The 21,007-nt window shown below is 65.5% G+C and carries 19 protein-coding genes; 15 read left to right on the forward strand and 4 right to left on the reverse strand.

Annotated elements, in window-relative coordinates:
• The first annotated feature begins 1 nt into the window (after position 1).
• The 12 genes from ybeY to M1D44_RS12005 all read left to right on the forward strand — a co-directional run bounded on the left by ybeY (position 2) and on the right by M1D44_RS12005 (position 12,814).
• Complete coding sequence (gene ybeY / locus M1D44_RS11950) at positions 2-814, forward strand: rRNA maturation RNase YbeY (RefSeq protein ID WP_024976601.1); 813 nt, start codon at positions 2-4, stop codon at positions 812-814.
• Positions 815-1,185: 371 nt separating this feature from the next.
• A complete protein-coding gene (locus M1D44_RS11955; RefSeq protein WP_439004504.1) occupies positions 1,186-2,514 on the forward strand; it encodes a hypothetical protein in 1,329 nt (442 codons plus the stop codon).
• Positions 2,515-2,677: 163 nt separating this feature from the next.
• Positions 2,678-3,571 carry an HlyC/CorC family transporter gene (locus M1D44_RS11960; protein WP_024976604.1) on the forward strand — a complete coding sequence of 298 codons (894 nt, stop codon included), beginning with the start codon at positions 2,678-2,680 and terminating at the stop codon, positions 3,569-3,571.
• Positions 3,572-3,635: 64 nt separating this feature from the next.
• The gene (gene lnt / locus M1D44_RS11965; protein WP_316853022.1) at positions 3,636-5,147 is read left to right on the forward strand and encodes an apolipoprotein N-acyltransferase; all 1,512 of its coding nucleotides are present in this window, start codon (positions 3,636-3,638) and stop codon (positions 5,145-5,147) included.
• 175 nt (positions 5,148-5,322) lie between these two features.
• Positions 5,323-6,309 (forward strand): glycine--tRNA ligase subunit alpha, encoded by a 987-nt coding sequence (glyQ, locus tag M1D44_RS11970; protein ID WP_024976606.1) that lies wholly within the window; start codon positions 5,323-5,325, stop codon positions 6,307-6,309.
• Positions 6,306-6,965, forward strand: coding sequence for a hypothetical protein (locus M1D44_RS11975; RefSeq protein WP_092973211.1), 660 nt, complete (start codon positions 6,306-6,308; stop codon positions 6,963-6,965). Before glyQ ends, M1D44_RS11975 begins: the two co-directional genes overlap by 4 nt.
• Before the next feature lie 86 nt (positions 6,966-7,051).
• Entirely contained in the window at positions 7,052-9,145 is a 2,094-nt protein-coding gene (gene glyS / locus M1D44_RS11980; protein WP_316852745.1) for a glycine--tRNA ligase subunit beta, read from the forward strand.
• A 31-nt stretch (positions 9,146-9,176) separates the two neighbouring features.
• Positions 9,177-9,755, forward strand: a complete 579-nt coding sequence (gene gmhB, locus M1D44_RS11985) for a D-glycero-beta-D-manno-heptose 1,7-bisphosphate 7-phosphatase (protein ID WP_024976609.1) — start codon at positions 9,177-9,179, stop codon at positions 9,753-9,755.
• 11 nt (positions 9,756-9,766) lie between these two features.
• Positions 9,767-10,519 carry a lysophospholipid acyltransferase family protein gene (locus M1D44_RS11990; RefSeq protein WP_316852746.1) on the forward strand — a complete coding sequence of 251 codons (753 nt, stop codon included), beginning with the start codon at positions 9,767-9,769 and terminating at the stop codon, positions 10,517-10,519.
• The gene (locus M1D44_RS11995) at positions 10,516-11,394 is read left to right on the forward strand and encodes a M48 family metallopeptidase (RefSeq protein WP_024976611.1); all 879 of its coding nucleotides are present in this window, start codon (positions 10,516-10,518) and stop codon (positions 11,392-11,394) included. Before M1D44_RS11990 ends, M1D44_RS11995 begins: the two co-directional genes overlap by 4 nt.
• A gap of 123 nt (positions 11,395-11,517) precedes the next feature.
• Positions 11,518-11,925 (forward strand): lactoylglutathione lyase, encoded by a 408-nt coding sequence (gene gloA, locus M1D44_RS12000; protein WP_024976612.1) that lies wholly within the window; start codon positions 11,518-11,520, stop codon positions 11,923-11,925.
• Positions 11,909-12,814 carry a DMT family transporter gene (locus M1D44_RS12005; RefSeq protein WP_024976613.1) on the forward strand — a complete coding sequence of 302 codons (906 nt, stop codon included), beginning with the start codon at positions 11,909-11,911 and terminating at the stop codon, positions 12,812-12,814. The genes gloA and M1D44_RS12005 overlap by 17 nt, the downstream gene beginning before the upstream one ends.
• Here the strand turns inward: M1D44_RS12005 and rsmA are convergent.
• The 4 genes from rsmA to lptD form a co-directional block, all read right to left on the reverse strand.
• Positions 12,801-13,646: a 16S rRNA (adenine(1518)-N(6)/adenine(1519)-N(6))-dimethyltransferase RsmA gene (gene rsmA, locus M1D44_RS12010; protein ID WP_024976614.1), complete on the reverse strand. Its 846-nt coding sequence runs from the start codon at positions 13,644-13,646 to the stop codon at positions 12,801-12,803. The two genes, M1D44_RS12005 and rsmA, sit on opposite strands and share 14 nt — an antisense overlap.
• 31 nt (positions 13,647-13,677) lie before the next feature.
• Positions 13,678-14,694 (reverse strand): 4-hydroxythreonine-4-phosphate dehydrogenase PdxA, encoded by a 1,017-nt coding sequence (gene pdxA, locus M1D44_RS12015; RefSeq protein ID WP_112185839.1) that lies wholly within the window; start codon positions 14,692-14,694, stop codon positions 13,678-13,680.
• Between the two features lie 87 nt (positions 14,695-14,781).
• A complete protein-coding gene (locus M1D44_RS12020) occupies positions 14,782-16,269 on the reverse strand; it encodes a peptidylprolyl isomerase (protein WP_316852747.1) in 1,488 nt (495 codons plus the stop codon).
• A gap of 7 nt (positions 16,270-16,276) precedes the next feature.
• Positions 16,277-18,706, reverse strand: a complete 2,430-nt coding sequence (gene lptD, locus M1D44_RS12025) for an LPS-assembly protein LptD (protein WP_024976617.1) — start codon at positions 18,704-18,706, stop codon at positions 16,277-16,279.
• 176 nt (positions 18,707-18,882) lie between these two features.
• Between lptD and M1D44_RS12030 the strand changes: the two genes are divergently transcribed.
• From M1D44_RS12030 to M1D44_RS12040, 3 genes are read left to right on the forward strand one after another with little or no spacing between them, the layout of a single operon-like run.
• Complete coding sequence (locus M1D44_RS12030) at positions 18,883-19,944, forward strand: aminoglycoside phosphotransferase family protein (RefSeq protein WP_024976618.1); 1,062 nt, start codon at positions 18,883-18,885, stop codon at positions 19,942-19,944.
• Positions 19,944-20,672: an AzlC family ABC transporter permease gene (locus tag M1D44_RS12035; RefSeq protein ID WP_316852748.1), complete on the forward strand. Its 729-nt coding sequence runs from the start codon at positions 19,944-19,946 to the stop codon at positions 20,670-20,672. The genes M1D44_RS12030 and M1D44_RS12035 overlap by 1 nt, the downstream gene beginning before the upstream one ends.
• Complete coding sequence (locus M1D44_RS12040) at positions 20,669-20,995, forward strand: AzlD domain-containing protein (RefSeq protein WP_232041970.1); 327 nt, start codon at positions 20,669-20,671, stop codon at positions 20,993-20,995. The genes M1D44_RS12035 and M1D44_RS12040 overlap by 4 nt, the downstream gene beginning before the upstream one ends.
• Positions 20,996-21,007 lie beyond the last annotated feature (12 nt).

Genomic DNA, 21,007 nt, shown 5'->3' on the forward strand with positions numbered 1-21,007 from the left:
CGTGGCTAAAGCAAAGACCGATACCAAAGCAAAAACCAAGAAAACCCAACCCGCGGCGGCCGAGTCATTCGGCCCACGCGTCGACGTGTTCGACGCTCAAGGCAAACCCAAGACGGTCGACGCCAGCGCGCTGCGCATCGCATTTGCCGATGGCCGCAGCCTGATCCTCGGTCTGCCGAATACCGTGGACGGGCCGATCACCCTGGTTGCCGAGCACGCCGACGCCGACATGCACGCCATGCTCTCGCTGCGCCCCGAGCACCACGACAGCATCACGTTGCGCATCGAAACCCAGGCCGCTGAGTTGGCAGACTCCACGGAAGAAGCCTTCGATGACGACACTGCCGGCGCCGAGATGCTCACGCTCGACCTGACGGTGCAGTACGGCGACGAACTCAAGGCTGCCGCTCGCAAGGCATTGCCGAAAGAACGCGACATCGAGGCGTGGATCGCCCCCGCGCTGTTTGCCGATGCGCAACTCAACGTGCGCTTCGTCGGCGAAGAAGAAGGTCGCACGCTCAACCGCACCTACCGCAGCAAGGACTACGCCACCAACGTACTGACCTTCTCGTACGCAGAGAGCGCAGAAGACCCGGTCTCCGCCGACATCGTGCTGTGCTGCGCGGTGGTCGAAAAGGAAGCGAAGGAACAGAAGAAGCCGCTGCTCGCACACTACGCGCATCTGATCGTGCACGGCGCGCTGCACGCCCAGGGCTACGACCACGAAGACGCGGCCGATGCAAAGGAAATGGAAGGCATCGAAACGGAGATCCTCCGCGACCTCGGTTTTGCCGATCCGTACGCAGATCGTTAAAGCGCCACGCGCTTGATGTTCAGACGCCGGCTTCGCGCCGGCGTTTTGCTTTTTCATGTTCCATTCTTGCAGCATGCCGTTTCAACGGTGAATCAACCCGTATTGACGCAAACCCAGTCCTGACAACGGTTTACGGGTTCTCCTCCGCCATTCGGCGCATGCTCGCGCCGTTCGAATCGCGCATACACGTCGCACAGGCCGTCCGCCATCCGGGACCCTTGCTGCTCTCCGTATGGCGCATGGGTTTTGCCGTAGCGATTTCTATCCTCCACGCATAAGCCGCCGCTCGAGCGCGCTTCACGAATTCGGCGCAAACGAGCGCCATCGGCCAGCCCGCGCACAGACGGGCAAGGCCACGCGGGGAGGTCATCATGCGTCAACGCTTCATGGATAGCATTCCGTGGGCCACGCTGCTGCTTGGCGTGGGTGTCGGCACGGCGCTCGCGGTCACGCCGCGCATCGCACACGCTGATCACAAGCAATCATGCTATGCGGGCATCGTCGTCGTCTTCGACGGCGCCTGGCATCCGGGCGCGGTGGTCGGCTGCCGCACGGTCAACATCTCGGACAGCAACAACGTGATCGGCGCAGAAGTGAACCTGATGGTCGCGCAAGGCACCATCCGGCCGCGTGTGCAGGCGGTGGTGGGCAGCACGAGCGTGCAGGCACTCATTGGTGGCGGCTACGACTTTGCGAGCAGCAAGGCGCTGGTGGGCGTCGGAGCCACGGGCGACCACTGGCTCGCTGGCGTCGACATGGAAATCGCCGGACGTTGGACAGCCTACGGCGGCGCGAGCACGCTGGGCCGGTATCACAGCAATTCGCATCCCGCAGACCCGGCACCAGCCGCAACCACGCCGACGAGCAACAACGACGCACCGCCACCCACCGGCAACAACACGCCGCCGTCCAAGCCCAATCCCACACCGGCACCAGCACCAGCACCTGGCGCATCGCCCAGCCCCGGCCCCGCTCCGGCCCCAACACCCAGCCCCGGGCCGAGTCCATCGCCAACCCCGAGTCCGACGCCTGCTCCAACGCCAACCCCGAGTCCGAGTCCGACGCCAACGCCTGCCCCAACGCCCACGCCGAGCCCATCGCCAGTCCCTTCGCCGTGCGGAAGCTGCCACGGCGGCGGTCACCACCACGGGCACCACCATGATCACGACCACGATCATGACCACGATCATGACCACGGTGGTCATCACGGCGGTGAACATGACCATGGTGGCAATGGCAACCACGACGGTGACCACGATCACGGCGGCGATGGCAACCATGGTGGCGACCACGATCATGGCGGCAACGGCAATCACGGCGGTGACCACGATCATGGCGGCGATGGCAATCACGGTGGCGACCACGACCATGGCGGCAACGGTAACCACGGCGGTGATCACGATCACGGCGGCGATGGCAACCATGGTGGCAATCACGATCATGGCGGCGATGGCAACCACGACGGTGATCGCAACCACGGCGGTGACGGCAACCACGGCGGTGACCACGACCACGGCGGTGACGGCAACCACGGCGGTGACCACGATCACGGCGGCAACGGCGACGACCCTGGCGGACACAGCCCGCATCACGGTCAGGGCGATGGCGACCACGGCCAGAACGACAATCACCAAGGCAACGAAGGCAGCAACACGCACGGCAACGGCCAGCAACGCGGCGGCGACGGCGGACGCGACTGACCGCTCCCCCTTCGGCAGATCGTCCGTCCTTAACGCGCCCGAACCCGGCCTCCAGATGTGAAATAAACCGCACTTCAGGAGGCCGGGCGGCCACCCCGCGTCATCGGGACGGCAGGGCTTTTGGTGTATGCTGGGCCGATGTTTAACGACGCGCGACCGCGCCATGAATGATCCGTATCCCAGTCCGAAGCCAGCCGACAAACCCCGTACGCTGCTGGAACGCCTGACCGACCTCATCTCGCCCGAGCCCGAATCGCGGGCCGAGCTGCTCGAAATCCTCCAAGACGCCCATGCGCGCAACCTGATCGACGCCGACTCCTTGTCGATGATCGAAGGCGTCTTCCAGGTCTCAGACCTGTGCGCGCGCGACATCATGATCCCGCGCGCGCAGATGGATGCGCTCAACATCGCCGACGCGCCGTCAGAATTCATCCCGTTCGTGCAAGAAGCCGCGCATTCGCGCTTCCCCGTCTACGAGGGCAGCCGCGACAACATCATCGGCATCCTGCTCGCCAAGGACCTGCTGCGCTTCTACACCGACGAACGCTTCGACGTGCGCGACATGCTGCGCCCGGCCGTGTTCATCCCCGAATCCAAGCGACTGAACGTGCTGTTGCGCGACTTCCGCGTCAACCGCAACCACATCGCCATCGTCGTTGACGAATACGGCGGGGTGGCCGGCCTCATCACCATCGAAGATGTGCTCGAACAGATCGTCGGCGACATCGAGGACGAATACGACTTCGACCAGGAAGAAGACAACATCCTGCCGACCGCCGACGGCCACATGCGCGTGCGCGGGCTGACCGAAATCAGCCAGTTCAACGAAGCCTTCGGCACGCATTTTTCCGACGAAGACGTCGATACCGTGGGCGGGCTGCTGTCCAACCACCTGGGCCGCGTGCCGCACCGTGGCGAGAAGATCGTCATGGGCACGCTGCAGTTCGACGTGCTGCGCGCCGATGCGCGCCAGGTGCAGGTGCTGCTCGTGCGCCGCCTCACCACGCCGGCCGGCGGCAATGCCACGGCCGACACTTCTGGTTCCCACCCCGCCTGATCTTTCCGTGCCCGCTCAGTTCTCTTCCCCTGCCGCACCGTCCCGTCGGCAGGACGCCCAAGCTGTGCCGCTCGCGCGGCTGCGCCTTGCAATGCCTGTGGCAGCGCTGCTTGGCGTCATGCATACGCTGTCGTTCGCGCCGAACCACTGGTGGTGGCTGCAGATCCTTTCGTTGACGGGGCTGGCCGCGCTCGTGCAGCGCGCGCCGCGCTTGCGTGATGCGGCATGGGTTGGCTATGCCTTCGGACTCGGCTGGTTCCTCTCGGGCGTCTGGTGGCTCTATATCAGCATGCACGTCTACGGCGACATGCCAGCATGGATGGCGGCGCTGGCCGTGCTGCTGTTCGCCGGCTATCTGGCGCTGCATCCAGCGCTGGCGGTGTGGGCATGGCAGTGGCTAACGCGACGCGGACGGTGGTCCGGTACCGCATCCGCGCTGGTATTTGGCGCGGCATGGGCCGTCACGGAGTGGCTGCGCGGCACGGTCTGGACGGGCTTTCCCTGGATCAACGGCGGCTACGCTCACACCGATGGCCCGCTGGCCGGCTACGCGCCGCTGGTGGGCGTATACGGAATCGTGCTGATCGCAGCCGTGCTGGCTGGTCTGCTGTGCGTCGCGGCCGAGCGACGCCTGCACTGGCTGGCGGGCATCGCCGGTGCGCTCGTGCTGGTGGCCGGCTGGCCGCTGCACGGCATTGCGTGGACGCAACCGGTGGGCAAGCCCATTTCCGTACGCCTCTTGCAGGGCAATGTGCCGCAGGACGTGAAGTTCCAGCAGACCGGCATCGAGCGCTCGCTGGAGCTGTACACCAAGATGGTCACCGAGAAGCCCGCGCAACTCGTGGTCACGCCCGAGACGGCCTTCCCGATCATGATTCAGGAGATGCCGCAGGAGATCGCGCTGGCCATCCGTACCTACGTGGATACCACCGGCTCCAGCGTGCTCTTTGGCGCCGCCAGCGAGGACTCGCGTGTCGACTACACCAACAGCGTGTTCGGCGTCGGCCCGCAACTCCAGGGCGTGTACCGCTACAACAAGCACCACCTCGTGCCCTTCGGCGAGTTCATCCCCTTCGGCTTCCACTGGTTCGTCAACATGATGAACATGCCGCTGGGCGACTTCCGGCGCGGCCTGCCCGTGCAGCCGCCCATGGCGGTGGCCGACCAACGCGTCGCACCCAACATCTGCTACGAGGATTTGTTTGGCGAGGAAATTGCCGCATCGCTGCGACATGCGGATCAGCCCGCCACGATGCTCGCCAACGTGACGAACCTTGCGTGGTTTGGCGACACGATCGCGTTGGACCAGCACCTGCAGATCTCGCGCATGCGCGCACTGGAAACGGGCCGTCCGATGCTGCGCGCCACCAACACGGGAGCGACCGCCGTGGTGCGGCCGGACGGCAGCGTACAGGCCCGCCTGCCCGTCTTCACGCTTGGCACGCTGCAGACTGACGTGCAGGGCATGCAAGGCTTGACGCCATTCGTGCGTGCCGGCAACGCGCCTGCACTGGCCCTGGGCGCGCTGGTTCTGCTGGTGGCATTCGTGCGCCGCCGCCGGGCATCGGCAGATTGATCGTTCAGCGTCCGGAGGGCTTTCGAGCCACTTTCCGGAGTCGCTGACAAAAAACGCTAAAATTCAACGTTTTACGGCGGGCACGGAGCCAGGCGCTTCTCGTGCCCGCCGCTGCATTCCACCGTCGCGCGGCGCAACGCACGTTCCGTGCCGCCGCGGACCAACGGGTACCACCATGCTCACCTTCCAGCAACTCATTCTCAAGCTGCAGTCGTACTGGGACGCCCAGGGCTGCGCCCTGCTGCAGCCGATCGACCTCGAAGTCGGCGCCGGCACGTCGCACGTGCACACCTTCCTGCGCGCGATCGGCCCTGAGCCGTGGCGTGCCGCCTACGTGCAACCGTCGCGCCGCCCCAAGGACGGCCGCTACGGCGAGAATCCGAACCGCCTGCAGCATTACTACCAGTACCAAGTAGTGCTCAAGCCTGCACCGGAAAACATCCTCGATCTGTACCTCGGTTCGCTGGAAGCGCTGGGCCTGGACCTGAAGCAGAACGACGTGCGCTTTGTCGAAGACGACTGGGAAAACCCCACGCTCGGCGCCTGGGGCCTGGGCTGGGAGGTGTGGCTCAACGGCATGGAAGTCACGCAATTCACGTACTTCCAGCAAGTCGGCGGCCTCGACTGCAAGCCTGTGACCGGTGAGATCACCTACGGCATCGAACGTCTGGCGATGTACCTGCAGCAGGTCGAGAACATCTACGACCTGGTCTGGACGGAGTGGGAAGAGCCGGGCCCGAATGGCCCCGTGAAGCGCCGCCTGACCTACGGCGACGTCTATCACCAGAACGAAGTCGAGCAATCGACGTACAACTTCGAGCAGGCCGACACGACTGTGCTGTTCCGCCGCTTTGCCGAGCACGAAGCCGAAGCCAAGCGCCTGATGGGCGTGCGCGCAGAAGGTGACGCCGCCGCCGAGGGCGACGCACCTGTCGTGCAACTGGCCCTGCCCGCCTACGAGCAAGTGCTCAAGGCCGGCCACACCTTCAACCTGCTGGACGCACGCGGCGCGATTTCGGTGACGGAGCGCGCAGCCTACATCGGCCGTATTCGCAACCTGTCGCGTCTGGTCGCGCAGGCCTACTACGACTCGCGCGAGCGCCTGGGCTTCCCGATGTGCGGCACAGCCGCTGCCGCCGCCAAGACCACGGAGGCCGCATGACGGCCAACCGAGCACGGCGTGGCCTGGCGCTGCTGACGGCAGCGTCCATCGCCGCGCTGGCGCTACCGGCGAGCGTCGCGCAAGCGGCGCGGCATCGCACGTCCAAGGCGGCATCGACAGAGAAGGTTTTTGTCGTGCCCAGCACCCTGACGCAGCTTTGCGTGGCCGATTCCAAGCCGCTTCAGCAAGCGCTGAGCACGGCGTGGACGCCGCCGCCGCCGTCGATCGATCAATGGACGAGCCTGGTGCGCACGATGGCCTGCGACCTGTCCGGCGCGCGTGACCTCGGCTGGCATCGCGTGCCGTTGCGCACGTATGCGACGGCCCTGCGCTTCCCGCTCACGTGGGTGGAGTGGCAAGGCACCGGCGCAAAGGCACAGCGCCGTGCGCGCGTGTTCCGCTCGGCGGGGCAACTGCCGAGCCGTCTGGAATTCAACGTGTCCGGCACGCTGCAAGAGGTGCGTTACGACGCGCGACGCGGCTTGCTGTCGGCCCGCTTCCTGCGCCGCGATGCGGCTGCGCCCGGCACCACCCCTGCGCCGATTGCGCCGCCTCCGCCGCCGGGCCAGTGCGCCGGCACGCAATTGCAGTTCCAGCAGCAGAACGGCGTGTGGCTGCTGTCGGGCGTGGAGCCCGTGCCCGGCTCGCCCTGCTGATCACTGAACCGAACAACACAACGTACCGCCGCAACTGATCTGAACACCAAGCGGCGCAGAACAACGACGTCACCGATTCAAACGCTATGTCCACCCTCCTGATCGAACTGCTGACCGAAGAACTGCCGCCCAAGGCGCTGGCCCGCCTGGGCGAGGCGTTTGCGCGCGGCCTGTTTGACGGTCTGTCGGCGCAAGGCCTGCTCGAAGAGGGCGCCGCCGTGGAAGGTTTTGCCACGCCGCGTCGCCTGGCTGCATCGATCACCGGCGTGCGCCGCACCGCGCCCGATCGCGAGCTGCGCGAGAAGGTGCTGCCCGTGACCATCGCCTTCGATGCCGAGGGCAAGCCTGCCGCGCCGCTCGTCAAGAAGCTGGCTGCGCTGGCCAAGACCGTGGGCGTGGACGCCATCGCGCCCGAATCGCTCGAACGCGCGCCCGACGGCAAGGCCGAAGCGCTGTTCTATCGCTATACCGCGCGCGGCGCCGTGCTGGCCGACGGCCTGCAGACTGCACTGTCGCAGACCATTGCCAACCTTCCGATCCCGAAGGTGATGACGTATCAGCGCCCGAACGGCGAGAACGTTCAGTTCGTGCGCCCCGCACACAAGCTGATCGCACTGTTCGACAGCGAAGTCATCCCTGTCAGCGCATTTGGCCTGCAAGCGGGCAACGTGACGCTGGGCCACCGTTTCCTGTCGGCCGGCGAAATCGTCATCAAAGACGCTACATCGTATGCGAGCGCGCTGGAGTCGCAGGGCAAGGTCATCGCCAGCTATGGCAAGCGCAAGGAAGCCATCCGCGCCGAACTGCTCAAGACGGCCGGCGCCGATACGGTGGTCATGCCCGAAGCGCTGCTCGATGAGGTGAACGCGCTGGTCGAATGGCCTGTGGTCTACCCTTGCCATTTCGAGGAAGCCTTCCTCGCCGTGCCGCAGGAGTGCCTGATCCTGACCATGCAGACCAACCAGAAGTACTTTGCACTGACCGATGCACAAGGGCACCTGCGCAACCGCTTCCTGATCGTCTCGAACATCGCCACGGGCACGCCCGAGGCCATCATTCAAGGCAACGAACGCGTGGTCCGCCCGCGCCTGGCCGACGCCCGCTTCTTCTTCGAGCAGGACAAGAAAAAGCCGCTGGCCGATCGTGTGCCGTTGCTTTCGCGCGTGGTCTATCACAACAAGATCGGCACGCAGCTTGAGCGTGTGTCGCGCCTGCAGGCCATCGCCGGCCAACTGGCCGAGAAGCTCGGCGCGGATGTGGCACACGCCTCGCGCGGCGCGTTGCTGGCCAAGGCCGATCTGCTGACCGACATGGTGGGCGAGTTCCCCGAGCTGCAGGGCACGATGGGCACTTACTACGCCCGCCACGATGGCGAACCCGACGACGTGGCGCTGGCCTGCTCCGAGCATTACCAGCCGCGCTTTGCCGGCGATGCGCTGCCCAGCACCGCCACCGGTACCGTGGTGGCACTGGCCGACAAGCTGGAAACGCTGGTCGGTATCTGGGGCATCGGCCTGCAACCCACGGGGGAGAAAGACCCGTTCGCGCTGCGCCGCCACGCCCTGGGCATCCTGCGCATGCTGATCGAAAAGCCGCTCGCGCTCACGATCGACGATGCCCTGCAGATTGCCGCTGCCAGCTTCGACGGCATCGCCGCTGTCAAACCGGACCTGGCCGCCATCTCCGACTTCCTGTACGACCGCCTGCGCGGCTACCTGAAGGACAAGGGCTACAGCACCAACGAGGTGGAAGCCGTGGTGAGCCAGCGGCCGCAGCGGCTGGACGACATCGTCGCGCGCCTCGAAGCCGTGCGCGCCTTTGCTGCCCTGCCACAGGCAGAAGCGCTGGCCGCCGCCAACAAGCGCATCACCAACATCCTGAAGAAGACCGACGTGGCCATTGGCGCCGTGCAGCCGCAACTGCTCAAGGAAGACGCCGAGCGTGCGCTGCACCAGGCCGTGGCTTTGTCGGAGCCACAAGTGCACGATGCCTTCGCACGCGGCGATTTCACCACCGCGCTCAAGACGCTGGCTGGCCTGCGCGAAGCGGTCGACACTTTCTTCGACGGCGTGATGGTGATGGCCGACGACACCGCGCTGCGCGACAACCGCCTCGCTCTGCTGGGTGAACTGCACGGCTTGATGAACCGCGTCGCGGACATCTCCAAGCTGGCCGCCTGATCGGCACCCCAAGCACCGTTCGGAGCCCACCATGCCCCATGTTCCCAAACTGGTGATTCTCGACCGCGATGGCGTCATCAACCGCGACAGCGACCAGTTCATCAAGTCGCCAGACGAGTGGATCGCCCTCGACGGCAGCCTGGAAGCCATTGCCGAGCTGAACCAGGCCGGCTACCAGGTGGTGGTGGCAACCAACCAGTCGGGCATCGGACGCGGCCTGTTCGAGGCCGCCGCGCTCAACGCCATGCACGAGAAGATGTACAAGGCGCTGGCCACCTACGGCGGGCGCGTCGATGCCGTCTTCTTCTGCCCGCACACCGCCGCCGATGCGTGCGAGTGCCGCAAGCCCAAGTCCGGCATGCTCCGCGAGATTGCACGCCGCTTCGACATGGACCTGACGGGCGTGCCGGTCGTGGGTGACTCGCTGCGCGATCTGCAAGCCGGCGTCGAAGTCGGCGCCGTACCGCACCTCGTACTGACCGGCAAGGGCGCCAAGACCCGCGATGCCGGCGACCTGCCCCCAGGCACCCAGATTCATGAGGACCTGCGTGCGTTTGCGCGTGCGCTGCTATCCCCTGCGCCCCAGGGCACGCCCACGCGCGCCCCTTGAATTCGCCCCCAATGACTTTTATCCGTTCGCTGCTGTACCTGGTTTTCTTGATCGTCTGGACACCGATTTATGCGGTGGCCTGCTTCATCGTCTTTCCGTTCATGAACCCGCACCGCCGCTTCTGGATGGTGTCCGGCTGGACGAAGTCTGCCATCTGGATGGCGCGCTGGCTGCTCGGCATCCGCTGGCAATACCAGGGCTGGGAGAACATCGAGGAAGCCGTCGCCACCAACAAGCAGGTGGTGCTGCTTTCCAAGCATCAGTCGGCGTGGGAAACCATGGCCTATGTTGCGACCATGCCGCGCCCGCTGTGCTACGTGTTCAAGCGCGAGCTGCTGTATGTACCGTTCTTCGGATGGGCGCTCGGCATGCTCAAGATGGTGCACATCAACCGCAGGGACGGCGCCAATGCGTTCACCTCGGTCGCGCGCCAGGGCAAAGAGCGCCTTGCAGACGGCGCATGGGTGATCATGTTTCCGGAAGGCACGCGCACGCGCTCGGGCGACCCGAAGCCGCGCTACAAGAGCGGCGGTGCGCGCTTTGCCGTGGATACCGGCGCATGGGTCATTCCCATCGCGCACAACTCCGGCCGGGTGTGGCCGCGCAATTCTTTCCTGAAGCATCCGGGCTTGATCACGCTGTCGGTCGGGCCAGCCATTTCGAGCGCCGGCAAGACCAGCGACGAACTCAACCGCGAAGTCGAAGCGTGGATCGAAGCAGAAATGCGTAGAATCGACGCCGATAGCTACCGCGAGCACGCATGAAACTGCTGCGCCCACCGACTTCACCCACCACCGCCGACAGCGTCCAGCTTGAGCTGCCGCTGCTCGCGCCCGAAGCCCCGTCACCTTCGCAGCCGCCTGACGCGTCCCTCCTCGCCCCGCCCGCACTCGACTTTTCCACCGCACCGCTCGGCCCCAACCAGCGCCGTCTGACGCTGGGCGAGCGCGCGCTCATCTATAACCTCAAGCGTTCGTCGCGGCGCACCATCGGCTTTGTCATCGATGACCGCGGCTTGTCGATCACGGCACCGCGCTGGGTCACACTCGCCGAGATCGAGCACGCCATCGCCGAAAAGCAGAAGTGGATCTTCGCCAAGCTGGCCGAATGGCGCGCGAACGCCGCACGCCGCATGCTGCCGCCCATGGAGTGGCAGGACGGCGCCGCGCTGCCGTTCCTCGGCAAAACGATCACGCTTAAGCTGGAATCGCCCATCGGCGCGTTGATGTTCGATGCCGACGCCAGCATGCTGCACCTGGGCCTGCCGCCCAGCACCACTGAGCAGCAGATCAAGGACCGCGTACAAGGCTGGCTGCAGACGCAGGCGCGACGCCTCTTCGGCGAACGGCTTGAGGTGTATGCCGAGCGCCTGGGCGTGCGGCACAGCGCGTATGCGCTGTCCTCAGCGGCCACGCGGTGGGGAAGCTGCACCGCCGACGGCAAAATCCGTCTGAACTGGCGCCTCGTGCATTTCCCGCTGAGTCTGATCGACTACGTGGTTGCGCATGAGCTCGCGCATCTCAAGGAAATGAACCACAGCCCGCGCTTCTGGGACACGGTGGAGTCGATCTTCCCTGAGTTTCGTGAGGCGCGCGAACAACTGCGCTCGCATCCGCCGGAATACTTGCCGGCATTCTGATTCGCCTCGCCCCCGCCGCAACGGCGTAAGAGGGATGCGGCTGCAGCAAAAACCCCTCGCCTGCACGCTCCGCCACACCCTCCTACAATATGGCCTTCCGCAGTCCCCCAGGAAGGAAATCCCATGCGAATGCTCCACACCATGCTGCGCGTCGGCGACATGCAGCGATCGATCGACTTCTACACCAAGGTGCTCGGCATGCAGCTGCTGCGCACCAGTGATAACCCGGAATACAAATACTCCCTCGCGTTCGTCGGCTACGGCCCGGAGGCCGGCAACACCGTCATTGAGCTGACCTACAACTACGGCGTGAGCGAATACGACCTCGGCTCAGCGTTCGGCCACCTTGCCATCGAGGTCGACAATGCCGCGCAAGCCTGCGACCAGATTCGCAACGCGGGCGGCAAGGTCACGCGCGAAGCCGGCCCGGTCAAGGGCGGCAGCACCATCATTGCGTTTGTGGAAGATCCGGACGGCTACAAGATCGAGCTGATCCAGGCGCGCTCGATGCCCGATGGCAACCGCCACTGACGCCCTCCGCCGGCCGCTGGACGGCACCGCCATCGGCCTGATGGTGGTGCTATGCATGTGCTGGGGCTTTCAGCAGGTCGCCATCAAGGTGGCCGCGCACGACGTGGGCCCCGTCATGCAGGCTGGCGTGCGTTCGGCAATTGCGTCAGTCCTGGTGTTCGCATTTGCGCTCTGGCGCGGCACGTGCCTCTCGTTGCGCGACGGCACGCTGGCCGGCGGCCTGATAGCCGGCGTGCTGTTCGGCGTCGAGTTCCTGTGCATCTTCATCGGCCTTGGCTACACGACCGCTTCGCGCATGGCTGTGTTCCTCTACACCGCCCCTATCTTCACCGCGCTCGGCCTGCATTTCTTTGTGCCGGGGGAGCACCTGCGCCCGCGCCAGTGGGCGGGCATCGGCATTGCGTTTGCGGGGATCGTGCTGGCGTTTGCCGACGGTGTCCTGCACCCGGCGGCCGGGCCGTCGACCTCGTTGGGCGACGCGCTGGGCGTGGTGGCAGGCGCGCTGTGGGGCGCGACGACCCTCGTCGTGCGGGCAAGCAAGCTCTCCGAAGCACCGGCGGCGAAGACGCTGCTGTACCAATTGGCCGTCTCGGCCGTGCTGCTGCTGTTGATGGCCGCCGGCACCGGCCAGGTCTTTACCGCGAACCTCACGCCCACGGCGCTGGCCAGCCTTGCTTACCAATCCGTGCTGATTGCATTCGCCAGTTACCTGACGTGGTTCTGGCTGCTGCGCCGCTACCTGGCGTCCCGGTTGTCGGTGTTCTCGTTCCTGACGCCGCTGTTTGGCGTGGCGTTTGGCGTGCTGCTGTTGCACGAGCCGGTGGGCCTGCGGTTTGCGCTGGCGGCGGTGCTCGTGCTGTCGGGCATCCTGCTGGTCAATCTTCGCTAAGAGCGGAAACGCTGCCGGCGATGCGGTTGGCCGGCAGCGCATTCGCCACCGCCACGAATTCTTCTACCGGCACTTCTTCTGCGCGGCGGCCCAGATCAAAGCCAAGCGCTTCGAAATCGATCACGTCGCGCAGCGCCCCCAGCGTGTTGCGCAGCACCTTGCGCCGCTGCGAAAACGCCATCGTCACCACCGTGCCCAGCGCGCGCATGTCGACCGGCGCATACGGCGATTTATCGGCCGGCCAGGGAATCATCCGCACCACCGCTGAATCCACCTTGGGCGGTGGGTTGAACGAGCCCGGCGGCACATCCAGCACCAGCTCCATGTAGTAGCGCACCTGCAGCATCACCGACAACCGGCTGAACGCCTTGCTACCCGGCGCGGCCACCATGCGCTCAACCACCTCTTTCTGCAGCATGAAATGCTGATCGCGCACACGATCGGCGAACGTAGCCAGATGGAACAGCAGCGGGCTCGAGATGTTGTACGGCAGGTTGCCGACGATGCGCAGCGGCCGGTCTGCCTCCACCAGCGATCCGAAATCAAACGCGAGTGCATCACCTGCATGCACGATCAGCCGATCGCCGAAACGCTTCTGCAAGCGCGCGACGAGGTCACGGTCCAGCTCGACGACCTGCAGCGTGCGCACGCGCTCCATGAGCGGCACGGTGAGCGCGCCCAGCCCCGGGCCGATCTCGACGAGCACATCGTCGGGCTTCGGATCAATGGCGGCAACAATGGCGTGGATCACGCCGTCATCGACCAGGAAGTTCTGGCCGAAGCGCTTGCGGGCCTGGTGCCCCTGGTGAACGCCGGTCGTGGATCGTGCCATTGCGAACTCGAAATCGAAAAGGTGAAGAAACTCAGGAACGTACCGTGTGCCGCGCCATGGCGATGGCGGTATCGATCGCCTCGATCATGCTGCCGAACTCGGCGCGACCCGTGCCCGCCAGGTCCAGCGCCGTACCGTGGTCCACCGACGTGCGCACGAACGGCAGGCCCAGCGTGATGTTCACGCCATGCCCAAAGGTGCCGTACTTGAGCGGCGCCAAGCCTTGGTCGTGGTACATCGCCAGCACGCAATCGGCGTCTGCCAGAAGGCGCGGCTGGAACAGCGTATCGGCTGGATACGGACCGCGCGCATCGATTCCACGCGCACGCGCACGCGCGATGGCCGGCTCGATCACCTCGAGCTCTTCGCGGCCGAGGTGACCTGATTCACCCGCATGCGGATTCAACCCCGTCACGAGGATGCGCGGTGCGGTCAAGCCGAAGCGTGTGCGCAAATCGCGCTGCACGATGTCGAGCGTTTCGTCGAGCACTGCTGGCGTGATGGCGTCCGGCACCTCGCGCAGCGGCAAATGCGTCGTCGCCAGCGCGACGCGCAGCATGGCGTTGTCGTGCGCCGGCTGCGGGCCAGCGAGCATCATCACCACGCGCGGCGTGCGGCTGCGCTCCGCCAGGTATTCGGTGTGGCCGGTAAACGGCACGCCTGCGTCGTTGATCGTGCTCTTCTGCACCGGCGCCGTGACCATCGCGTCGTAACGGACGCCGTCCGCCGTGCCAACCTGGCAGCCGTCGATGGCTGCATCGAGCAGGTCCAGCACATAGGGACCGTTGGCGGCATCAAGCACGCCAGCGCGCACCGGCGCACCCAGCGGGCGCTCCACAATAGTCAGCGCCGTGGAGGCAACGCGCCAGAAATCGCCCTGCCCGATCGCATCAGCGCGCGCCTGCAGCAATGCCGCGTCGCCAATCACGTGCCACTGCACATCGGCGTAGCGCGGCGACGCCTGCCGCGCCAAATGCAGCAACGCGGCCACGGTGATGTCGGGGCCGATACCGGCAGGTTCTCCGGTGGTGATGGCAATGTTCAGCATGCAGCGCTTTCCTGCAATGATTTCCGATCGGTCTAGAAACGCCACGGCCGCCCGCAGGCGGCCGTGAGCGATGCGGATCTCCGTAGCTTACTGCTGACGGTTCACACGATATTCCACGTGTGCCGAGTCGCGCAGCTCACGCAGCCAATCTTCATAGGCGGCCTGCACCTTCTGCTCGCGAATCACAGAGCGTGCGTAGTCGCGCTGGCGATCTCCCGACACCTCGGCCTCGCGGCGGCCTTCCACTTGGATCAGATGCACTCCGAACTGGCTCTGCACCGGCTGCGATACATCGCCCGGCTTGAGCTGGTTCATCGCCTGCTCGAATTCCGGCACGAGCTGACCCGGGGACACCCAGCCCAGCTCGCCACCCGCACCGGCCGAACCGTCCTGCGAATACCGGCGTGCCGCATCGCCAAAGTCATAGCCGTGGACGATCCGATCACGCAGGCCCACCAACTGGCGGCGCGCGTCGTCCGCGGACATCGTCGGACCGGTCTTGATCAGGATGTGGCGCACTTGCGTCTGCTGTACCTTGGCGGCAATCGCCGTGCTCGGTGCGCGCTTCTCCAACAGCTTGATCACGTGATAGCCGGCCGGGCTTTCTACCACTTGGCTCGCTACTTGGCCGGCCTTCATGTCGACCACGGCGTTGGCAAACACAGCCGGCAAGCGACCGATCGGACGCAGCCCAAGTTCGCCGCCTTGCGAGGCATCCGGCGCGCCAGAATTGTCACGGGCCAGCTTGGCGAAATCCGCACCGCCCTGTGCCTGTTTGAGCAGAGCTTCGGCCTTGCTGCGCGCTGCGGCCTTCTCGGCATCCGTGGCGCCTTCGGCGACCGGCACGAGAATCTGCGCGACGTTGTATTGCTGCTCGCCAGCCGGGGCCGTTCCGCCGCCCTGCTGCGCCAGATAGTTGTCGATCTCGCCGTCGTAGACCTGCACCTTGGAGTCGACCTCACGCTCACGCAGCCGAGCCAGCAGGATTTCCTGACGCAGGTCGTCGCGGTACTTGTCGTACGTCATGCCGGCGTCCTTCAGCTTGCTCTTGAGCTGCGGCACGGACAGGTTGTTGCGCTGGGCCACGCTTTCCACGGCACGATCCACATCGGCGTCGGACACGCGGATGCCGCTTTCCTTGGCGGTCTGCGCCTGCACACGCTCCAGGATCAGTTGCTCAAGCACTTCACCGAGCATATCTGCGCGCGGCGGCAGCGGACGATTCTGCGCGCGGAACGTGCGCTCAACCAGATCCGCGCGGTTGAGCAGTTCGCGGCGGGTGATGACGTCGGTGTTGACCACGGCCACCACCTCGTCGACCAACTGGCTGCGCGGCGCACCCGGAGCCGTCGGCTCGGGCAGTGTGCCCTGTAGCAGCGGCTGGCTCGGGGACGAACCCGGGTTGGCGAAGATGCCGCGCACCGGTGCGCTCTTCTTTGCCGATTGCGCCTGCTGCGCGTGGACGGCTGGCGACAGCGTGGTCCCCGCCATCAGCGCGACCAGCACGCCGGTGGCAACACGCAAGCGGCCCAGAGGAGCCACACGCGTGGCGAAAGCGGTTGATTGGAAAGCCATGATGTCGTTATTCATATTGATCCAGCACGGACGGCGTGATCGGCTGTGCGGTCACCGGCTGGTAGCCGGGCACGTTCAGACGAATCACGTCGATCGGATTGTTCCCCACCTTCGACAAACCCTTGAATTCGATCTGGGCAAAGATATGCGTCGTATAGCCCGAAACCGCATTGCTGTAGCGCTGTACCGCCAGTCGGCCGACCCAGCAGTCCGCCACATATTCAAGGCCAAGCAGCATATCCGATGGCTTGCGCGCATCCAGGTCGTAGCCGATGCGGCCCAGACCGTAGAGGCGCCGTGTAATCGGCCACTGCGTTGAGATATCGGCCTGTTCCAGCGGCAGCTGACCGGTATTGGCGTCTTGCCGGTAATAGCGGTAGCCGAGGTTGATCACCTTGTTGGCTTCCGGCTTCCAGCTGAATGCGACGGTCGAGCGCATGATGCGGTCGATGTCCTGATTGTACTGAAGGTTCGTATCGAAAAAGATGCCGCGGAACATCTGGATCGTAGTCGCGCCCAGAAGGTCCGAATAGCGGCGCACCGACGTCGGTGCCGCACCGGCCAGCGTCACGCGCTGGCCTTCGAAATCGATACGTTGCGCGATCGTGGCACGCAAACGCTCAATGCCCGATTCCGCTTCAATAAAGCGCGTAGTCACGCCCGCCGTCAGTTTGTTGTTGTCGGCAATGCGGTCGTAACCCGTGTATGGGTTCTCGGTAAAGATCTGGCCGAGGTTGTAGTCCGACTGCGCAGTATCGAACAGCGGGATCTGCGACTGGTCGCGATACGGCGTGTACACGTAGAACACGCGCGGCTCCAACGTCTGGATGTAGCTCACGCCAAACAACTTGGTGACCAGTGGCGCATCGCGCTCGAAGGTCATGCCCGAATCGAGCGAGAACGTCGGCAGCGTGCGATTGATCTGCGTGTCCTGCGTATCACCTGCAGGACGGTCCAGGCGGTATGCGGTGGTGTTCAGGATGAACTTCGGCGTGACGTACCAGCCGGGGCGGACGATCGGGTAGCTGATCGTCGGCTGCATGAATAGGCGCTCGCCCTGGACGGTGTTAGCCGTCGGGATCGAGAACCGCGTGTAATCGGTGAGGAAATTGACGTCAAACCCGCCAAGATCGAATCGCGTATATGTCAGGCTCAGTTCCGGCACACGCTCGTACGGTGCAGAGAGTGGCGTGGTGGCGGTCGACAAGGTCTGGAACTTCTGCACGCGCGCCTGAGCCACCCAGTCGCCGATGGAATAGGTGACGCCGCCTTCCTGCGTGTACTGGCGCTGCGTCGCCGTGACGATGCTGCGGCCAAGGTCATCCGGATAGGTGTTATCGGAGACCTTGTTGTAGTTGATGTAGCCGGTCAGGCCAGGCGCCAGGCGCTGCGTGTGTACTGCCGAAATCGACCAGCGGTTGCGGCCTGCTTCGCGGTCATCGGGCAGGAATTCGCCGCGCAGGACGCCGCTGTACGACGTATCGAGATAGCGGTATTCGGCACCAAGCTGCAGACCACGCTGACTCAGCAGACGCGGGTACAACGTCAGATCGCGATTCGGCGCGATGTTGAAGTAGTACGGCAGCGTGACGTCCGTCCCGCTGCGGCTGTTGTAGCCGAAGACCGGTGCCAGGAAACCGCTGCGGCGGTCGTCATTGAGCGGGAAGTCCATGATCGGCGCGGCAAACACCGGCACGCCGAAGAAGTGCAGCACGCCGTTGCGGCCAGTACCGACCTGGCGATCGCTGTCGATGTCGATGCGACTCGCGCTGAAGTACCAGTCGACATTGTCGGGCGAGCACGTGGTGTACGTACCGCGCGTGATGCGGCTGTTGTCCTTGTCGATGAAGTCGATGCGGTCTGCGGTACCGCGGCCGCCGGTCGTGTGGAACTCGTAGGTCGGCGTGCTGATGGTGCCTTCGTTGGCGGTGACCTTGAGCTTGGCATCCGGGCCGGTGACAAGCGTGCCGCCCTTGAACAGCCGCACGTTGCCGGTGGCGGTCGCAACGTCGGTGTCCTGGTCGTAGTCGAGGGTGTCGCCCTTGAGCACCGACCCGTTGCGGCGCAATTCGCCATTGCCGCGCAGATGAATGTCTTCGTTGGTGCGGCCGTCCATCTTGTCGGCCGCGGTAAAGGTGGGGACAGTGTTGTCCGGTCGCTGGACGGGCTCGGCCATCTTGGGCACCAGCGGACTGCCGCCGGGCGTGGTCGGGCCGGACGTGGCCAGCGCTGTCACCGACGAGGCCGGGGTGACAGCAGGCGCCGTCGCTTGCGTGGTGTCCGCGCTCTGCGCCGCGGACGTCGCCGTCCAGACACCGGCCACCGCGAACACCAGCGGGCGCAATGCCAGCGTGCCGCGCCGGATGGCGGGCCGCTGATCGGGCGCGGCAACAGCAGCGCGCTGCCGGTTTTTCCTGGCTCGGTTCGGTTCGGTCATGCAGATCGGGAACAGGGCCGCACGCGCAACGGCACGCACAGGCACAAAATCAGTCAGTACTGCGGTCAATCCCGCCGCCGGACGCGGCCTGGACAGGGCCGGCGCTCGCTCGCGGCGAAACTCGGTCGGGTATTATACGGGGCTTCCTTCCAGCCACATTCCAGCATTCTCTCAGCATGGCTTCGACCCCTGGCGCCGCAGCAGGCGCAACCGACGCACGTCTCAGTCAACTGCGCGACTGGCTCGGCACATTGCCCGCCGCCCACGGCCTGCGCATCGACACGCTGCAGCCCGCTTCGGCCGATGCCAGCTTCCGCCGTTATTTCCGCCTGGACAGCGCCAACGGCACGCTGGTGGTCATGGACGCCCCGCCACCGCAGGAAGACTGCCGCCCGTTCGTTCATGTGGCGGGCCTGCTGAATGGCGCCGGCGTGCATGCACCTCAGGTGCTGGAGCAGGATCTCGCGCAGGGCTTCCTCCTGCTGACCGACCTGGGCCCGCAAACGTATTTGCAATCGCTGCGCGAACGCGATTTCGACCTCGCCTACGCCGACACGCTGTTCCGCCCCGCCATCCATACCCTGGTGCGGTGGCAATTGGCCTCGCGCGAAGGGGAGCTGCCGCCGTACGACGAAGCGCTGCTGCGCCGCGAGCTGTCGCTGTTTCCCGACTGGTATGTCGACCGTCACCTGCAACGCCCATTGGACGCCGCCCAGCGGGAATCGCTCGACAAAGTGTTCAAGCTGCTGGTCGACAGCGCCCTGGCCCAGCCCCGCGTGTACGTCCACCGCGACTACATGCCGCGCAACCTGATGATCAACGCGGCCGACCCGTCGCAGCCGGGCGTGCTGGACTTCCAGGATGCTGTCTACGGCCCGATCACCTACGACGCCGCCTCGCTGCTGCGCGATGCATTCCTGTCGTGGGATGAAGAGCAGGAGCTGGATTGGGCCGTGCGCTACTGGGAAGCTGCCCGCGCCGCCAAGCTGCCGGTGGATGACGACTTCGGCGAGTTCTACCGCGCGCTCGAATGGATGGGCGCGCAACGCCATCTGAAGGTGGCCGGCATCTTCGCGCGCCTGCGCTACCGCGACGGCAAGACCGGCTACGTGGAAGACACCCCGCGCTTCATCGCCTACCTGCGCCGTGTGTGCAGCCGCTACAACGCGCTGGCGCCGTTGGCCCGCCTGCTCGATCAACTCGAAGATCGCGCGCAGCAGATCGGCTATACGTTCTGATGGCTTCCCCCCGCGCCGTCGAGTTTCGCGCCGGCATGCTGGCACTCGCGCCCATGCTGCTGGGCGTGGTGCCGTTCGGCATGATCTACGGCGTGCTGGCCACGTCCGCCGGCATGCCCGCGTGGCTTGCCGTGGCGATGAGCGCCATGGTTTTCGGCGGCGCCTCGCAGATGATCCTCGTGCAGTTGTGGGCCGGTGGCGCGCCCGCGCTGGTGATTGCAGCGACGGTATCGATGGTGAATCTGCGGCACGCGCTCTACTCAGCCAGCATTGCACCAACGCTGGCGCACCTGCCGCGCCGCTGGAAATGGCTGATCGCCTATCTGCTGACCGACGAAGCGTTCGCCGCCATGAACCGTCGGGTTGTCACCGCGCAGCCCGGCAGCGAGGAAGCCGCCTACCGCCACTGGTATTTTCTAGGCGCAGGCGTGGCGCTGTGGTCGAGCTGGCAGGCGTCGACGATCGTCGGCGTGGTGCTGGGCGCGCAAGTGCCTACGACTTGGCCGCTCGACTTCTTCCTCCCGCTCACGTTCATCGCCATCGTGGTGCCGGCGCTGCGTACGCGTGCGCAACTGGCCGCCGCCCTGACCGGCGCCGCGCTGGCCGTGGCGTGGACGGGCTGGCCGCACAAGCTCGGGCTGATGAGCGCGGCGTGTGTCGGCATTGCCGTCGGCGCGCTGGTTGAGCGCTTGCTCGCACGGCCGGCCGACAAGGGGGCTACCGCATGAAAGCCCTCATCCTCTTCGGCGTGTTGCTGATTTCCGGCGCGGCCACCTACCTGATCCGCCTATCGTTCATCGCACTGGAAGGGCGCATGACCCTGCCGATGTGGTTCCGCAGCGCCCTGCCCTACGTGCCGGCCGCGATGCTGACCGCGCTGATCGCGCCCGACCTCCTGATGCGCGACGGCGCGCTCGCGGTGTCGGTCGACAACCCGCGCCTGCTTGCCGGCATCGTCGCCATCGTCATCGCACGGGTGACGAAGAGTGCGATGTGGACCATCGTCGGTGGCATGGCTGTGCTGCTGATTCTCATGAAGGTGATGGCTTGAATTCCACGACGC

The sequence above is a fragment of the Ralstonia sp. SA306 genome (assembly GCF_054792405.1).

Coding starts and splice junctions, on each gene's coding strand:
- M1D44_RS11990 (WP_316852746.1), top strand. CDS start 9,767: ATGACTTTTATCCGTTCGCTGCTGTACCTGGTTTTCTTGATCGTCTGG.
- rsmA (WP_024976614.1), bottom strand. CDS start 13,646: ATGGCACGATCCACGACCGGCGTTCACCAGGGGCACCAGGCCCGCAAG.
- lptD (WP_024976617.1), bottom strand. CDS start 18,706: ATGACCGAACCGAACCGAGCCAGGAAAAACCGGCAGCGCGCTGCTGTT.
- M1D44_RS11955 (WP_439004504.1), top strand. CDS start 1,186: ATGCGTCAACGCTTCATGGATAGCATTCCGTGGGCCACGCTGCTGCTT.
- M1D44_RS11995 (WP_024976611.1), top strand. CDS start 10,516: ATGAAACTGCTGCGCCCACCGACTTCACCCACCACCGCCGACAGCGTC.
- M1D44_RS11975 (WP_092973211.1), top strand. CDS start 6,306: ATGACGGCCAACCGAGCACGGCGTGGCCTGGCGCTGCTGACGGCAGCG.
- M1D44_RS11960 (WP_024976604.1), top strand. CDS start 2,678: ATGAATGATCCGTATCCCAGTCCGAAGCCAGCCGACAAACCCCGTACG.
- glyS (WP_316852745.1), top strand. CDS start 7,052: ATGTCCACCCTCCTGATCGAACTGCTGACCGAAGAACTGCCGCCCAAG.
- gmhB (WP_024976609.1), top strand. CDS start 9,177: ATGCCCCATGTTCCCAAACTGGTGATTCTCGACCGCGATGGCGTCATC.
- M1D44_RS12005 (WP_024976613.1), top strand. CDS start 11,909: ATGGCAACCGCCACTGACGCCCTCCGCCGGCCGCTGGACGGCACCGCC.
- M1D44_RS12020 (WP_316852747.1), bottom strand. CDS start 16,269: ATGGCTTTCCAATCAACCGCTTTCGCCACGCGTGTGGCTCCTCTGGGC.
- M1D44_RS12040 (WP_232041970.1), top strand. CDS start 20,669: ATGAAAGCCCTCATCCTCTTCGGCGTGTTGCTGATTTCCGGCGCGGCC.
- glyQ (WP_024976606.1), top strand. CDS start 5,323: ATGCTCACCTTCCAGCAACTCATTCTCAAGCTGCAGTCGTACTGGGAC.
- gloA (WP_024976612.1), top strand. CDS start 11,518: ATGCGAATGCTCCACACCATGCTGCGCGTCGGCGACATGCAGCGATCG.
- M1D44_RS12035 (WP_316852748.1), top strand. CDS start 19,944: ATGGCTTCCCCCCGCGCCGTCGAGTTTCGCGCCGGCATGCTGGCACTC.
- M1D44_RS12030 (WP_024976618.1), top strand. CDS start 18,883: ATGGCTTCGACCCCTGGCGCCGCAGCAGGCGCAACCGACGCACGTCTC.
- pdxA (WP_112185839.1), bottom strand. CDS start 14,694: ATGCTGAACATTGCCATCACCACCGGAGAACCTGCCGGTATCGGCCCC.